The 14,632-nt window shown below is 69.2% G+C and carries 14 protein-coding genes and 1 tRNA gene; 5 read left to right on the top strand and 10 right to left on the bottom strand.

Going from position 1 to position 14,632, the window contains the following annotated elements; genetic code table 11:
• Positions 1–169: 169 nt before the first annotated feature.
• Together OYT95_RS32755 and OYT95_RS32750 are read right to left on the bottom strand one after the other, a co-directional pair.
• A complete protein-coding gene (locus OYT95_RS32755) occupies positions 170–1,339 on the bottom strand; it encodes an AI-2E family transporter (protein ID WP_268790109.1) in 1,170 nt (389 codons plus the stop codon).
• 124 nt (positions 1,340–1,463) lie between these two features.
• A tRNA-Asn gene (locus OYT95_RS32750) sits at positions 1,464–1,536 on the bottom strand.
• Positions 1,537–1,674: 138 nt separating this feature from the next.
• Between OYT95_RS32750 and OYT95_RS32745 the strand changes: the two genes are divergently transcribed.
• Positions 1,675–1,923 (top strand): hypothetical protein, encoded by a 249-nt coding sequence (locus OYT95_RS32745; protein ID WP_037226505.1) that lies wholly within the window; start codon positions 1,675–1,677, stop codon positions 1,921–1,923.
• 15 nt (positions 1,924–1,938) lie between these two features.
• On the opposite strand, the gene dnaG is transcribed toward OYT95_RS32745, so the two are convergent.
• The 4 genes from dnaG to OYT95_RS32725 all read right to left on the bottom strand — a co-directional run bounded on the left by dnaG (position 1,939) and on the right by OYT95_RS32725 (position 7,213).
• Positions 1,939–3,873, bottom strand: coding sequence for a DNA primase (dnaG, locus tag OYT95_RS32740; RefSeq protein ID WP_268790108.1), 1,935 nt, complete (start codon positions 3,871–3,873; stop codon positions 1,939–1,941).
• A 48-nt stretch (positions 3,874–3,921) separates the two neighbouring features.
• Positions 3,922–5,127: a lipase family protein gene (locus tag OYT95_RS32735; RefSeq protein ID WP_037226502.1), complete on the bottom strand. Its 1,206-nt coding sequence runs from the start codon at positions 5,125–5,127 to the stop codon at positions 3,922–3,924.
• An 87-nt stretch (positions 5,128–5,214) separates the two neighbouring features.
• Positions 5,215–6,513: a deoxyguanosinetriphosphate triphosphohydrolase gene (locus tag OYT95_RS32730; protein ID WP_005261214.1), complete on the bottom strand. Its 1,299-nt coding sequence runs from the start codon at positions 6,511–6,513 to the stop codon at positions 5,215–5,217.
• Positions 6,514–6,520: 7 nt separating this feature from the next.
• A complete protein-coding gene (locus OYT95_RS32725) occupies positions 6,521–7,213 on the bottom strand; it encodes a YdcF family protein (protein WP_112299490.1) in 693 nt (230 codons plus the stop codon).
• A 69-nt stretch (positions 7,214–7,282) separates the two neighbouring features.
• On the opposite strand from OYT95_RS32725, the gene OYT95_RS32720 reads away from it, so the two are divergent.
• Together OYT95_RS32720 and OYT95_RS32715 are read left to right on the top strand one after the other, a co-directional pair.
• The gene (locus OYT95_RS32720; protein WP_268790107.1) at positions 7,283–9,346 is read left to right on the top strand and encodes a TPM domain-containing protein; all 2,064 of its coding nucleotides are present in this window, start codon (positions 7,283–7,285) and stop codon (positions 9,344–9,346) included.
• 164 nt (positions 9,347–9,510) lie between these two features.
• The gene (locus OYT95_RS32715) at positions 9,511–10,185 is read left to right on the top strand and encodes a hypothetical protein (protein ID WP_268790106.1); all 675 of its coding nucleotides are present in this window, start codon (positions 9,511–9,513) and stop codon (positions 10,183–10,185) included.
• A gap of 7 nt (positions 10,186–10,192) precedes the next feature.
• Here OYT95_RS32715 and OYT95_RS32710 read toward each other — a convergent pair whose 3' ends face one another.
• Positions 10,193–11,584 carry a glycine--tRNA ligase gene (locus tag OYT95_RS32710; protein ID WP_005247885.1) on the bottom strand — a complete coding sequence of 464 codons (1,392 nt, stop codon included), beginning with the start codon at positions 11,582–11,584 and terminating at the stop codon, positions 10,193–10,195.
• Positions 11,585–11,806: 222 nt separating this feature from the next.
• Between OYT95_RS32710 and OYT95_RS32705 the strand changes: the two genes are divergently transcribed.
• Both OYT95_RS32705 and OYT95_RS32700 read left to right on the top strand, forming a co-directional pair.
• Positions 11,807–12,151 carry an ArsR/SmtB family transcription factor gene (locus OYT95_RS32705; protein WP_016879990.1) on the top strand — a complete coding sequence of 115 codons (345 nt, stop codon included), beginning with the start codon at positions 11,807–11,809 and terminating at the stop codon, positions 12,149–12,151.
• A gap of 5 nt (positions 12,152–12,156) precedes the next feature.
• A complete protein-coding gene (locus OYT95_RS32700) occupies positions 12,157–12,582 on the top strand; it encodes a Fur family transcriptional regulator (protein ID WP_037226499.1) in 426 nt (141 codons plus the stop codon).
• 3 nt (positions 12,583–12,585) lie between these two features.
• Here the strand turns inward: OYT95_RS32700 and OYT95_RS32695 are convergent, their stop codons facing one another.
• From OYT95_RS32695 to recO, 3 genes are read right to left on the bottom strand one after another with little or no spacing between them, the layout of a single operon-like run.
• Positions 12,586–12,987 (bottom strand): hypothetical protein, encoded by a 402-nt coding sequence (locus tag OYT95_RS32695; protein WP_268790105.1) that lies wholly within the window; start codon positions 12,985–12,987, stop codon positions 12,586–12,588.
• Positions 12,984–13,793, bottom strand: a complete 810-nt coding sequence (locus OYT95_RS32690) for an isoprenyl transferase (protein WP_037226677.1) — start codon at positions 13,791–13,793, stop codon at positions 12,984–12,986. The genes OYT95_RS32695 and OYT95_RS32690 overlap by 4 nt, the downstream gene beginning before the upstream one ends.
• Positions 13,759–14,574 (bottom strand): DNA repair protein RecO, encoded by an 816-nt coding sequence (gene recO / locus OYT95_RS32685; RefSeq protein WP_037226495.1) that lies wholly within the window; start codon positions 14,572–14,574, stop codon positions 13,759–13,761. Before recO ends, OYT95_RS32690 begins: the two co-directional genes overlap by 35 nt.
• Positions 14,575–14,632 lie beyond the last annotated feature (58 nt).

Raw genomic sequence — 14,632 nt, 5'->3', positions numbered from 1 at the left:
CACTACTCGCGATCGCGGCGTGCCGATGTTACCGTGCGCCGGCCGTGGGCGCGTAGCCGGGACGAAGCCCGCCCTGACAGGACTTTTCGGGGTCGGCGGACCGGGGTTGTGGCATCCGCAGCCGATGCCGGTACGGACGGTGCCGATCCTCGCGTTCAACGTGGCCGGTCTACTCGTCCTCGCGGTCGCGGCGTTTGTCGGCGCTCGCGTGTGTGCGCGGTTCGACTGGCGCGACCGTCGCCGGCGCGTCGGCGACGAGTTCGTACCGTCGCCCGTACGTTTCGACGAGGGCCTCGATCGCGGCGACCACCGGCACGGACACCAGGGCGCCGACCGGGCCGAACAGCGAGGCGCCCACGATCACCGATCCGAACGCGACCGCGGGGTGGATCGAGACCGTCGCGGACGTGATGCGCGGGTGCAGCACGTAGTTCTCGATCTGCTGGTAGACGGTTCCGAACACGATCACCCACACACCGTCCATCGGCTGGGACGCGGCCGCGATGATCGCGGGGAGAGCGATCGCGAGGTAGGTGCCCAGGGTGGGGACGAACTGGGAGACGACACCGGTCCACAGTGCCAGCGGAAGCCAGTAGGGCACGCCGATCGCCACGAGGAAGATGCCGGTGGCGACCGAACTCACCGCAGCGAGGATCAGCCGCGACACCACGTATCCGCCGGCCTTCTCGACCGAGATCTCCCAGACCACCGAGATGACCCGCTGCTGCCGCGCCGGAAACCAGCTCGAGATCGTGCGGCGAAGGGCCGGCCCCTGCGCGGACATGTAGAACACGAACAGCAGCAGCGTCAGCATCTGGAACACGACGCCGAGCAGCGAGGACAACACACCCAGAACTCCCGGCGTGAATCGCTCGGCGAGGTCCCGGATGGTCTCGGGCGTGAGGTGGATCAGATCCTCACCGGTCGCGAAGTCGGTGTCGAACACACGATTGGACCAGTCGGTGACCGAGGACAACGCACCCGGCAGAGCCTTGAGGAGCTGAGCGAGTTGCTGGGCGAGCAGTGTCCCGAACAGCGCCAGGAATCCGATGGCGAAGACGAACAGTGCGAACAGCACCAGTCCGGTGGCGGCGCCGCGCCGCAAACCCCGGCGCTCGAGCCAGTCGACGACCGGTTCGATGGTGATACTGAACAACCACGCGAGGAACAGCAACCCCAGAAAGCTCCGCAGGTTGACGAACAGCCAACCCGACAGCTGGTAGGCGGCGACGGCCAGCAGAACGTAGAGGATCGAGGGCAACAGCCACCGCGGGGCGTCGCTGGTGCCGAAGCGCCCGATCGACCCTGTCCGCTCGGTTTCGCCGCCGTCCTCGCTCATCGCACACCCCGCGGTCGATTGCTGCCGATATAGCGGGAATGTACTCGCCCGGCAGGCGCACCGATCCGAATTGGCCGGGCGCAGCAGAAAACCCCGCCCGGACGAACCGGACGGGGTTTCGATGCTCCCCCGGCTGGACTCGAACCAGCAACCGTCCGATTAACAGTCGGAAGCTCTGCCAATTGAGCTACAGGGGATTATTCTGCTGTGCTTCGCCGTTCCCGGCGATGCGAGAGAAACTGTAGCGCATAGCCCCACCCCAGTACCAAATCGCCTGCCTGTCGACGCATCAGGCAGGATGGGTGCAGGTCGTTGTGCGTCGGGAGGAAGCGGGAATGATGCGGTTGTTGATCGGTATCGCTGCGGGGTACGTGCTGGGTACGCGAGCGGGACGTGCGCGTTACGAACAGATCAGCCGGGCCACCAAGGCCGTGGCCACCAGCCCGGCCACGAAGAAGGTGCTGCAGATGTCGCGTCAGAAGCTGTCCGACTCCCTGAACACTCAGCCGAAGCTCGAACCCATGAAGCCGCTCGACGAGGACACGACCATCCTGGTTCCCCAGGATCAGCTCAAGAAGAAGTAGCGGGCAGTAGCCGGTTCAGCCGGCCATCCCGTCCCGGTTGGTGTCGCCGATCGCCTGATCGAGCAGGCTGCGGCGGTACTGCTCCAGGGCGACGAGGTCGCCGAGCAGTGAATGGAACTCGTCCGACGCCGTCGCCGGTGAGATGCGCTGCAGCTTGGACTTCAGTTCCGCCACCTGCTCCCCCACCCACACCTCCTGCAGGCGTGCGATCACGCCGGAAATGTATCGCGGCACGGTGTCCTCTTCGGCGGGCAACGGCTCGACGGCGAGTTCCGACACGAGCGACGCCGCGGTGACGTCGTCGACACCGCGGCTGACCGCGTCGACCCACTCGCCGCCGCCGAATCCTGCGCTGGTGCCGCCGGACGCGATCATCGACTCACGGATCACGACATAGGTGGGATGCGTGAACGTTTCCACCGGCAGCGAGTCGAACACGGTGCCCGCGATCGACGGGTACTGCAACGCACCCTTCAGTGCCTCGCGCTGTGCCCACAACGTCGGATCGTTCGGCCGCGGCCGGGTGAGCCCGACCGGCAACTGCGGTGTGTCCTGGTCCTCGTCCCGGGCCGCCTTCTTCTTCAGCGGCGCGGGCAGCGACCCGCGGGTGGACGCCCGCTTGCGCGCCTCGTCCCGCACCCGTTGCCGGACCGCGGCGATGTCGTCCCAGCCCACCCAGCCGGACAATTGGACGGCGTAGCTGTCACGCAACGTCGCTTCCTTGATCTGGGCGACCACCGGCACGGTGCGCCGGAGCGCCTCGACCCGGCCCTCGGCGGTCTCGAGGTCGTGCTCGGTGAGGATCGACTTGACCACGAACTCGAACATCGGTGTGCGACGCGCCACCAGGTCGCGGACGGCGGCGTCACCGGACTTCTGCCGCAACTCGCACGGGTCCATGCCCTCGGGTGCCACGGCGACGAAGGTCTGCCCGGCCATCTTCTGGTCACCCTCGAACGCCTTCATCGCGGCGGCCTGGCCTGCGGCGTCCCCGTCGAACGTGTAGATGATCTCGCCGCGAAAGTAGCTGTCGTCCATCAGCAGTCGCCGCAGCATCGCGAGGTGGTCCTCACCGAAGGCGGTGCCGCAGGCGGCGACGGCGGTCTTGACCCCGGCCAGGTGCATTGCCATGACGTCGGTGTATCCCTCGACCACCACGGCCTGATGCCCCTTGGCGATGTCGCGCTTGGCGAGGTCGAGCCCGAACAGCACCTGAGACTTCTTGTACAGCATGGTTTCCGGCGTGTTGACGTACTTGCCGGGCATGGTGTCGTCGTCGAACAACTTGCGGGCACCGAACCCGATGACATCGCCGGACAGGTTCCGGATGGGCCAGAGCAGGCGCCGGTGGAAGCGGTCGATGTGACCGCGCCGCCCGGCTTTCGACAGGCCCGCGGCCTCGAGTTCCTTGACGTCGAAACCCTTGCCCAGCAGGTGCTTCGTGAGGATGTCCCAGCCGTCGGGTGCATACCCGCACCCGAACTGCTGCGCGGCCTGCGCGTCGAAGTTCCGTTCCGTCAGGTAGTCGCGGGCGGCCTGCGCGTCGGGTTCCTGCAGGCGCGCCGAGTAGAACTCCTGCGCGGCCGCGTTCGCCGCGACCAGCCTCGAGCGGGTGCCGCGGTCGCGTTGCACCGAGGTGCCGCCGCCCTCGTACGAGATGGTGTAGTTCAACCGGTCGGCGAGCTGCTCGACGGCCTCGACGAAACTGATGTGGTCGATCTTCTGGAGGAAGGAGTAGACGTCGCCGCCCTCGCCGCACCCGAAGCAGTGGTAGTGCCCGTGGTTGGGGCGGACGTGGAACGACGGCGACTTCTCGTCGTGGAAGGGGCACAGCCCCTTCATGGAGTCGCCGCCCGCACGCTTGAGGGAGACGTACTCCCCTACGATGTCCTCGATCCGTGTGCGCTCGCGAATGGCCGCAACGTCACGATCAGGGATTCTGCCAGCCACGAACGACAGTCTAGGCGCTCCGCCGGAGCCCGAACTCCCCCCTCCAGGTCAGCAGTTCGACGGGGCGGGAATCCCGGCGAATCGGTCGCCGAGATAGCCGAATGCGGGGCCGGCACCGAGCATGGTGGCGGTGCCGTGGTCGGCGCCCGGGATCACGTCGAACTGCACTCGCGCACCCTGTGAGCAGTACCGGGCGACGGTGTTCTGCACCGGCCCGATCGCGACGAGGGGGTCCGCGCTGCCGTGCCAGACGAACATCGGCGTCCTCGGGACTCCCGGATACAGTTCGACGCTGTTCTCGTCCATCACCGCGCGGCCGGACGGGTCGGCGAGAATACCGGGACCGTTGGTCAGGTCGGGCAGCGACTTCCCCGCACCGGCACCGAGGATCGAATCGGTGCACATGTTGCTCATCTGCGCCCGCAGGGCGAGTCCGTCGCCGTTGAGGCCGTCCCCGAGCGGTGAACGCGTCGGGTATTCACGCTCGAGCCCGATGGCGGCCGCGAACCCCAGCCCGAACGCCTGCGTGCGGGTGCCGCCCAGACGGTCGGCCAGTTCACCGATGTTGACCGGGGTGCCGCCCTGGGCGGCGCCCACGATGTTCAGTTCCGGGGCGTAGGTGGGTGCGAGTGCCGCAGCCCAGTTGGTCGCCATGGCGCCACCCGAGTAGCCCGCCAGCCCGATCGGACTGCCCCCGAGACCGGCCTCCGGGAGCCGCTGCGCGGCGCGGATGCCGTCGAGGACGAGCCTGCCGCCGAGTTTCGCGGCCCCGTACGCGCTGGTCGGTCCGAGGTGGTCGGGCACGGCGACGGCCCAGCCCCGCGCGAGCAGGGCGTTGAGGGCGGGCCCCTCCTGGATTCCGCCGTTGAACAGCTGATGCGACGGCGCGCACTCCAGCCCGAGCGCGTTGACGAACGGCTGATAGGACACGAGCGGCCGGTTCGCGGGAGCGCCGCGGGGTACCAGCACCGTGGTGACCGCGGCGATGGGCGCTCCGGCGGAGTTGGTCGACTTGTACTTCACCTGCCAGGCGTCGGCGGTGGGGAAACCCGTGGCGGCGACCGGTCGGCTCGCCAGCACGTCGCCGTCGGCGCGTGCCCCGACGTCGGCGGGCGCACCGTAGAACGGGTCGGGGTCCGCGAACGGGTACGCGGGCGCGGCCTGCGCCGCGGGTGGGGCAAGCAGGGCGGCACCGACCGCCACCGCCAGCGCTGCGGACGTCGAACCGATGATCTTGCGCACTGCAGACTTCATCCGGTCTCCCTGACCATTGGGGGGCGAGCTGTCTGTAGACCTATTCGTAGCACCGCGCCGGGCGGACGGGTCCGACTTCCGACTTTGTCAGCCCCAGCTCGCCTGGGCTCCCAGACTGGACTTGTCGACGCGTTCGAGCCTGCTCTCGGTGTAGGAGGCAATCTGGTCGACGACGACCCGGACCCGTGCGGGGTCGTCGGCCGCGGCGTTCCAGGCGGGAACCAGGATGGGGTCGAGACCCGCGGGTGCGGTCGCGAGCAGCCATTCGGCGACGCGGTGGACGCGGTCACGCTGGCGTGCCTGCCGCGCCCGGTGGCCGGCATCCGACATCACGTAGTTCAGGGCGAACGTCTTGAGCAGTGCCACCTCCGCCGCGACCACCGGCGGGACCACCAGGTCGGCGTCGTACCGGGCGACCGGCTTGTCGCCGTGGACGTCGCGGGTCCCGATGATCGCGGCGGTCGCGAACCGGCCGACGAGTTCACTGGTGAGGTTCTTCAGGGCGACCGAACTGGTGAGCGTGCCGTCATAGCTGCCCACCTCGACGACGACGGGCAGAAGACTCAACCGCGTCGCGGCCTCGACGAGTTCCTCGACGTCGAGTCCCGGGAACTCCGACGCACCGAACTCGGCGAGTGCCCGCTGATCCACCGGATCGGCCAGCGAACGCAGATCGATGCGTCCGTCGATCACGCCGTCCTCGACGTCGTGCACGGAGTAGGCGACGTCGTCGGCCCAATCCATGACCTGCGCCTCGAGGCACTGGTGGCCGTCGGGGGCGCCCTCCCGGATCCACGCGAGCACGTCGGCGTCGTCGTCGTACGCCCCGAACTTCGCGCCGGGGCGTGGCCGGGTCCACGGGTATTTGATCGCCGCGTCCAGCGACGCGCGGGTCAGGTTGAGCCCGGCGCTGCTTCCGTCGGGGTAGAGCACCTTCGGTTCGAGGCTCGTGAGGATGCGCAGATTCTGGGCGTTGCCCTCGAACCCGCCGCAGCTTTCCGCGACCTCGTCGAGGGCCTTCTCCCCGTTGTGGCCGTACGGCGGGTGACCGATGTCGTGCGCGAGGCCGGCGAGGTCGACCAGATCGGGATCGCAGCCGAGACCGTCGGCGATCCCGCGGCCGATCTGCGCCACCTCGATCGAGTGCGTCAACCGCGTCCGCGGAGTGTCACCGTCCCGGGGGCCCACCACCTGCGTCTTGTCCGCGAGTCTGCGGAGGGCAGCCGAGTGCTGGACGCGGGCGCGGTCGCGGGAGAAGACGGAGCGGTGTTGCGCGGCGGCGATCTGACTGCCCGGGATCCCCGCCCGTTTCGGTGCCTCGCGGACCCGGCGGGCGACGTCGTGCGCGGAGTACACGTCGCCGAGTGGTGTCGTGTGTGCTGTCATCGAATGTCTACTGTCCCGCCGTGTAGGGGAAGTCGGCCGAGAAGTGGGTGAGCTGGTACCAGATCAACGCCCCTGTCTCCCGGGCGATTCCGTGCAACTGGGATTCGCGGGTGAACACGGCGGGCCCCTGCCGGGTGGGCGCCGTCCAGGCGTCGAGTCCGGCGTCGCGTGCCATCGTCCGGGTCCGCAGCGAATGCCAGGGGTCGCTGACGAGAACCGCCGAATCGATGCCCTGCTCCCCCATCGCCTCACTCACCGCCTCGATGCTGAGCAGGGTGTCGGAGCCCTCCTCGACCGCGGTGATGCTGTCGGCGGGGACGCCCCGCGAGATCAGGTAGTTCTTGCCGGACGCGGCCTCGGTGTACTCGTCGCCCTCCTGCTTGCCGCCGACCGTGATGACCTCGGGGGCCACCCCACGCTCGTACAGCTTGTACGCCTGCTCGAGCCGGGCCTCGAACACCGACGACGGGGTTCCCGAGTACTGGGCGGCGCCGAGCACGACGATCGCGTCGGCGGCGGACGTGTCGTCGATCCGCGCGACCTGCCACACCCGGACCGCGGTGCCGAGCACCAGCGCGGCGGCGAGGAGGACCACGCCGGCGATGATCCGGCGGGTCCACCGGGCCAGCGTGCCGGCGAACCCCAGGTGCGCGGGACGGCGCGGGAGGTCGTGGCGTTCACGGCTCGGTGCAGAATTCACTCCCTGATTCTGCCAGCTGTCGCCGAACTGTCCCGATGACGACTCGCCACACCCGATAGATTTGCTGCCATGCCACTCGCACCGCGCCTCGAGCAGACGCCGTCGTCCCGCCCCCGACTTCCCCGCGCTCGGCGGTTCGCCGCCCTCGGCGCCGTCTCCGCGCTCCTGACTCTCGTGGCGATCCTGTTCTCTCCTGCGATCGCCTCGGCGGACGCACCGTTCCGCCTTCCCGGTCAGATCACGGACACCGTCGGCGTGCTCGACGCCGACCAGCAGAGCGACGTCCAGGCCGCGATCGACCAGCTGTACGACGAGCACAAGGTGCGGTTGTGGGTGGTGTACGTGCCCGACTTCAACGGGCTCGGCGCCGGTCCGTGGGCGGATCAGACGGCGCAGGCCTCCTCGCTCGGCGACCGCGACGCCCTGCTCGCGGTCGCGACGGTCGACCGCGAGTACGCCCTCATCGCGCCGGACGGGCTGTCGGAGATCACCAGCGACGAGGCCGAGTCGATCCGGGTGGATGCGGTGGAACCCGCTCTGCGCGAGGAGGACTGGGCCGGGGGCGCAATCGCCGCGGCGGGCGGGCTGGGCGACGCGATGACTCCGGGCGAGGGAATGTCGGTGCGCACTCTGCTGATCGGCGGCGGTGTGGTCGTCGCGGGTGCGGGCGGGATCGTGCTGTATTCGCGGAAGAAGAAGCACGACCGCACCCGGGCCGGGGTCGAGGCGGCGCGCAGCATCAGCCCCGAGGACACGGCCGCGCTGACGGCACTCCCGCTGCCGACCCTGGACGAGCGCGCCAAGGAGGTGCTCGTCGAGACCGACGACGCGCTGCGCACGAGCCAGGAGGAACTCGAACTGGCCCGCGGCGAATTCGGCGAGCAGGCCACGGCGTCGTTCACGGCGGCGTTCGACAATGCGAAGTCGACACTCGCGGCCGCGTTCACCGTCCGTCAGCGACTCGACGACGCGATTCCCGAGACCCCGCAACAGCAGCGGGAGATGCTCATCGACGTCATCACCTCGTGCGGGCGCGCCGACCGCGAACTCAACGAGAGGGTGCAGGAGTTCGACGGGCTCCGGGACCTGCTGATCAACGCCCCCGACCGACTCGACGCGCTCACCCGGGACATGGTCGCGCTGACCGTACGCATCCCCGATTCCACGCAGACTCTCGCCACCCTGCAGACCGAATTTCCCGCCGCCGCAATCGCTTCCGTCGCCCACAACGTGACGATGGCGGAGGAGCGGCTCGCGTTCGCGGAACGGGCCGTGGCCGACGGCCGGGACGCGATCACGCTGCCGCCCGGACAGCAGGGGCCGGCGGTGTCGGCGATCCGCGGAGCCGAGGGCGCCCTCGAACAGGCCCGGACGCTGCTCGACGCCGTCGACCACGCCGCGGAGGACATCCGGCACGCCATCGCCACGCTGCCGGCCGCGATCACCGACGTGGAGGCCGGGATCGCGGCCGCGGCCCAGTTCACCGAGCAGGGCGGGGACCGGCTCGCGTCGGCCCGCGCCGCGGCCGAGACAGCGCTGGCGGCGGCCCGGACCGCCGCGGACACCGACCCGCTCGGCAGCTTCACCCAGATCGTCAAGGCAGACGCGGAACTCGACGCCGTCCTCGCCGAGGCGCAGGAATCCCGGCAGCAGGCCGAGCGTGCACAGCAGCGTCTCGAGCAGGACCTCACAGCCGCCCAGTCGCAGGTCACGGCGGCGTCGGACTTCATCGGCACCCGGCGCGGCGCGGTGGGAGCGGACGCCCGGACCCGCCTCACCGAGGCGCAGCGGCACCTGGCGGGCGCACAGCAACTGCGCCCCACCGACCCCTCGCGCGCGCTTCAGCACGCTCAGGCCGCGGCCGGGCTGGCAGCCGACGCACTGCGCCTGGCGCAGAACGACGTGAGCCGCTGGGAGTCCCGCCAGCGCCCCGGGCCCGGAAGCGGTGGCGGTGGCGGGAATGCCACCGGAGCGATCCTCGGCGGCATTCTGATCGACAGCATCCTGCGCGGCGGGTTCAGCGGCGGCGGCAACTGGGGAAGCCGGGGCTCCGGCGGCGGCCGCAGCAGCGGTCCGCGGTCCTTCGGCGGGCCGAGCAGCTCCGGCCGGATCAGCGGGGGTGGCCGATTCTGACGGCTTCCCGAGTCTCGGTCGTACTCGCCTGCGTCGCGGCCACCGCCGGCGGCGTCCTGTCGAGCTGTGCAGGCGACGACCGGACCGCGGACGCACCGGCGAGCCCCCTGTCGGCGGAGGCCTACCGCAGCCGGGAGGACGACGCGGCGGGCGGCCGGATTCACGTGCGGATAGCGAACACCGGCGACGCACCCGTCGCCGTGACGTCCGTGGCGTTGGACAGTCCCGGCTTCGAGGCTGCGCCCGCGACCCGACGCGAGGTCGAACTCGGTCCCGGCAACCGGATCGACGTCGAGGCCGAGTACGGCACGGTCCGCTGCGACACGCCCCCGGAGCCGGCGTACGCCCTGATCGGTGTCGCCGATCCGAGCGTGTCACCCGTGCGGGTGCCACTCGCGGCCCCGTACGACGTCCTCGGCCGGATTCACGACGGCGACTGCGCCGCACAGGATCTGGCGCGGGCCGTACCGGTGACACTGATTCCGGCGGCGGCTCCGCCCGAGCCGACCGCGCCCCTCCCCGCACAGCTCGTCGTGAGCCGGGGAACGGCGTCGGGTGACGTCCGGGTGGACGAGATCGGCGGCAGCGTCCTGTACGCGCTGAACGGCGCGCTGCCCGCCACCATGCGGGCGGACGAGGACCGGCTGAGCGTCGACATCACGATCGATGCGGCGCGCTGCGATCCCCACGCCCTCGCGGAAGCGAAGAAGCCCTTCGTCTTTCCGCTGTGGATCGCCGTCGGCTCCTCGGCACCGGAATACTCGCGCATCCCGGTGTCCGAGGAGAACCGGCGAATCCTGACGAACTATCTGACCGTCACCTGCGGCGCGCGCAGGTGACGGTGAATCAGGAACCGATGAGGCGCTGCGCCAGGTAGCCCTCGACCTGGTCGAGCGCGACCCGCTCCTGAGCCATGGAGTCACGCTCACGGACGGTCACAGCGTGGTCCTCGAGCGTGTCGAAGTCCACGGTGATGCAGAACGGGGTGCCGATCTCGTCCTGACGGCGGTAGCGGCGGCCGATCGCGCCGGCGTCGTCGAACTCGACGTTCCAGTGCTGACGCAGCGTCGCCGCGAGATCCTTCGCCTTCGGCGTCAGGTCCGCGTTACGCGACAGCGGCAGGACCGCGGCCTTCACCGGGGCGAGACGACGGTCCAGACGCAGCACGGTCCGCTTGTCGACGCCGCCCTTCGCGTTCGGCGCCTCGTCCTCGGTGTACGCGTCGACGAGGAACGCCATCAGCGAACGCGTGAGACCGGCCGCCGGCTCGATGACGTACGGCGTGTACCGCTCACCGGTGGCCTGGTCGTAGTAGTTGAGGTCGGTGCCCGAGTGCTTCGAGTGGGTCGACAGGTCGAAGTCGGTGCGGTTGGCCACACCCTCGAGCTCGCCCCACTCGCTGCCCTGGAAGTGGAAGCGGTACTCGATGTCGACGGTGCGCTTGGAGTAGTGCGACAGCTTGTCCTGTGCGTGCTCGTACAGACGCAGGTTGTCCTTGTTGATGCCGAGCCCGGTGTACCAGTCCATGCGGTAGTCGATCCAGTACTGGTGCCACTCCTCGTCCTCGCCGGGCTTGACGAAGAATTCCATCTCCATCTGCTCGAACTCCCGGGTGCGGAAGATGAAGTTTCCGGGCGTGATCTCGTTGCGGAAGCTCTTGCCGATCTGGCCGATGCCGAACGGCGGCTTCTTGCGCGACGTGGTGAGGACATTCGCGAAGTTCACGAAGATGCCCTGCGCGGTCTCCGGGCGAAGGTAGTGCATGCCCTCTTCGCTCTCGACCGGGCCGAGGTACGTCTTGAGCATCATGTTGAAGTCGCGGGGCTCGGTCCACTGACCGACCGTGCCGCAGTCGGGGCAGCCGACGACGTCCATCGGGACGTCGTCCGGGTTGTCGAGGCCCTTCTTCTCCGCGTACGCCTCCTGCAGGTGGTCCTGCCGGTGGCGCTTGTGACAGTTGAGGCACTCGACCAGCGGGTCGTTGAACACGCCGACGTGACCGGACGCCACCCACACCTCGCGCGGCAGGATGACCGAGGAGTCGAGGCCGACGACGTCCTCGCGGCTGGTGACCATGTTGCGCCACCACTGCTTCTTGATGTTCTCCTTGAGCTCGACGCCCAAGGGGCCGTAGTCCCAGGCCGACTTCGTGCCTCCGTAGATCTCACCGCACGGGTAGACCAGGCCACGACGCTTGGCGAGATTGACGACGGTTTCGACTTTGGACTTCGGTGCCACTCGGGTGCTCTCCATCTGGGTAATAGATGCATGGTTCACGTGCGCTTTTCGGAGCCCAGCCTATCTGCCCGATCGCAGTCGGTTCACCCACCCGGTTGACATGCGTATTCGTGCATATCAAAATGGAATCGATTTGCAATAAGGTGAGGGTGATCCTCCCGGGGCCGACGGCCTCGCGGCCACGGTCCCGTCCATTGTCCGGCACACCGAAGGAGATCACTGGTGAGCGTCATCGATCCCGGGGATCTGCATCCGTTCGAGGCGGCGGCGCCCGCTCCCGTGCCGTCGAAGGAGACCCTTGCGGCGGCCGGCGACATCCTGCGTGCCCTCGCGGCCCCCGTCCGGATCGCGATCGTCCTCCAACTCCGCGAATCGGAACGGTGCGTGCACGAACTCGTCGGCGCACTCGGAGTGACGCAGCCACTGATCAGCCAGCATCTTCGCGTACTCAAGGCTGCGGGTGTCGTGCGCGGCGAACGCACCGGACGTGAGGTCCTCTACCGCCTGGTGGACGACCACCTCGCCCACATCGTCGTGGACGCCGTCGCGCACGCCGAGGAAGGATAGAAGCCTTGACCCAGAACACCGGCCAGCGCAAGCCCGTCGTCGTGGGAGTACGCGCGACCAAGCAGCGCAGCGCCATCTCCGCGCTCCTCGACGACATCGAGGAGTTCCGGTCGGCGCAGGAACTGCACGACGAACTCCGCAAGCGCGGCGAAGGCATCGGGCTGACCACCGTCTACCGCACCCTGCAGACGCTCGCCGACGCCGGAACGGTCGACGTCCTGCGCACCGACACCGGCGAATCCGTGTACCGGCGCTGCTCGTCCGGACATCACCATCACCTCGTCTGCCGTGCCTGCGGCTACACCGTCGAGGTCGAGGGGCCCACTGTCGAGCAGTGGTCGCAGTCGATCGCCGACGCCCACGCCTTCTCCGACGTCAGCCACACCATCGAGATCTTCGGCCTCTGCAAGGACTGCACCGCGACGCAGTGAGCGTCAGGGGATCAGGCCCTGCCGGGCGGTGTCCGCGCCGCTCAGCACGAGAAGCAGCATCGTGGTCAATGCCTCGTCCTCGAGCCCGGCGGCGGGGAACGTGTAGCGCAGGATGACGTCCGCGAGCCGGCCGTGACCGAACACCGCGATCGAACCGAACTGCAGTGCGCTGTTCCGTTCCGCGACCTTCTTGTGCAGCGACGCGCTGACCGGACGATCCCAGGCCAGCACGCACGTCATCGACAGCACATCGAGACCCTCGGTGAGAGTCATCGCACTGATCGAGCACAGCGCCCCGGCATACTCGAAGCTCAGCGAGCCGTCGTCCGCCCGGGCGACGGTGGCGAAGTGCTCGAGCGCGTCCGCCGCCCGCCCGAGCAGCGCGGGCGCCCCGTCGACGGTCATTTCACCCCACCGAACCGACGGTCACGCGACGCGTACTCGACACACGCCGCCCACAGGTCCCTGCGGTCGAAATCGGGAAACAGCTTCTCCTGGTACACCATCTCGGCGTAGGCCGACTGCCAGATCAGGAAGTTGGACGTGCGCTGCTCGCCGGACGGCCGGAGGAACAGGTCGACGTCCGGCATGTCCGGCTCGTCGAGGTACCGGGCCACGGTCGCCTCGGTGATCTTCTCCGGGTCGAGCTGTCCCGCCGCGACCCGCCTGCCGATCTCCTTCGCCGCGTCCGCGATCTCCGCGCGCCCGCCGTAGTTGACGCACATGGTCAGGTTCATGACCGTGTTGTGCTTCGTGAGCTCCTCGGCGATTTCGAGTTCCTTGATGACGCTGCGCCACAGCTTGGGCCGGCGTCCCGCCCACCGCACGCGCACCCCCATCTCGTGCATCTCGTCGCGGCGACGCCGGATCACGTCGCGGTTGAACCCCATCAGGAAGCGGACCTCCTCGGGGCTGCGCTTCCAGTTCTCGGTGGAGAACGCGTACGCCGACAACCATTCGACGCCCATCTCGATGCACCCGCAGACGGCGTCCATCAACACGGCTTCGCCGCGTTCGTGGCCCGCGGTCCGGGGCAGCCCCCGCTCCTGCGCCCAGCGGCCGTTGCCGTCCATCACCAGCGCGATGTGCCGGGGCACGAGTTCGGGTTGCAGGCCCGGCGGGCGGGCGCCCGAGGGGTGCGGGTCCGGCGGCCGGATCTGGCGCTCGGCCCCGGAACTATGCGGGGCTCGAGGTTCGCGTCGTCGAATCACGGTCCCCATCCTGCCTGACCGAATCCTCAACCCCTACCGCCGCATGCGGCCGTGCGCGTTCGATCAGCGGGAGGGTGCGGAGTTGCCGTTCGAGGTGCCACTGCAGATGCGCCGCGACGAGACCACTGGCCTGCCCCCGCAACGACTCGGGCACCTGCTCCGTGCTCGCCCAGTCGCCGCGGATCAGCGCATCCATCAGGTCGAGGACACCCGGCGACGGGGTGGCGGCGCCCGGCGGCCGGCAATGGACGCACACCGCTCCCCCGGCGGCCACGTGGAATGCCCGGTGCGGTCCGGGTGCGCTGCACCGCGCGCAGTCGTCGAGGGCGGGGGCCCACCCCGCAAAACCCATGGCCCGCAACAGGAAGGCGTCGAGGATCAGCTCACAGGGGCGGTGGTGCTCGGCGACGGCCCGCAGCGCTCCCACCGTCAGGCGATGCAGTTGCGGCGCCGGGGCCCGTTCCTCACCGGCGAGACGTTCGGCGGTCTCGAGGATCGCGCACGCCGTGGTGTACCGGGAGTAGTCGTCGACGATGTCGGTCGCGAACGCGTCGACCGTCTGGACCTGGGTGACGATGTCGAGGTTGCGGCCCGGGTAGAGCTGCACGTCGATGTGCGCGAACGGCTCGAGCCGGGCACCGAACTTGGACTTCGTGCGGCGCACCCCCTTGGCGACCGCGCGCACCAGACCGTGCTGCCGGGTGAGGAGTGTGACGATACGGTCGGCCTCGCCCAGCTTGTGCTGGCGCAGGACCACCGCATTGTCTCGATACAACCTCACCGGTCCAGTCTCCCACGTCGAGGTGACCGCATTCCGCAGGCCGAGCCGCGTGCGACGG

Source organism: Rhodococcus sp. JS3073 (genome assembly GCF_026810085.1).
Classification (GTDB): domain Bacteria; phylum Actinomycetota; class Actinomycetes; order Mycobacteriales; family Mycobacteriaceae; genus Rhodococcus_F; species Rhodococcus_F wratislaviensis.
Note: the sequence above shows the minus strand (reverse complement) of the source record. Positions and strands in the feature narration are given on the sequence as shown.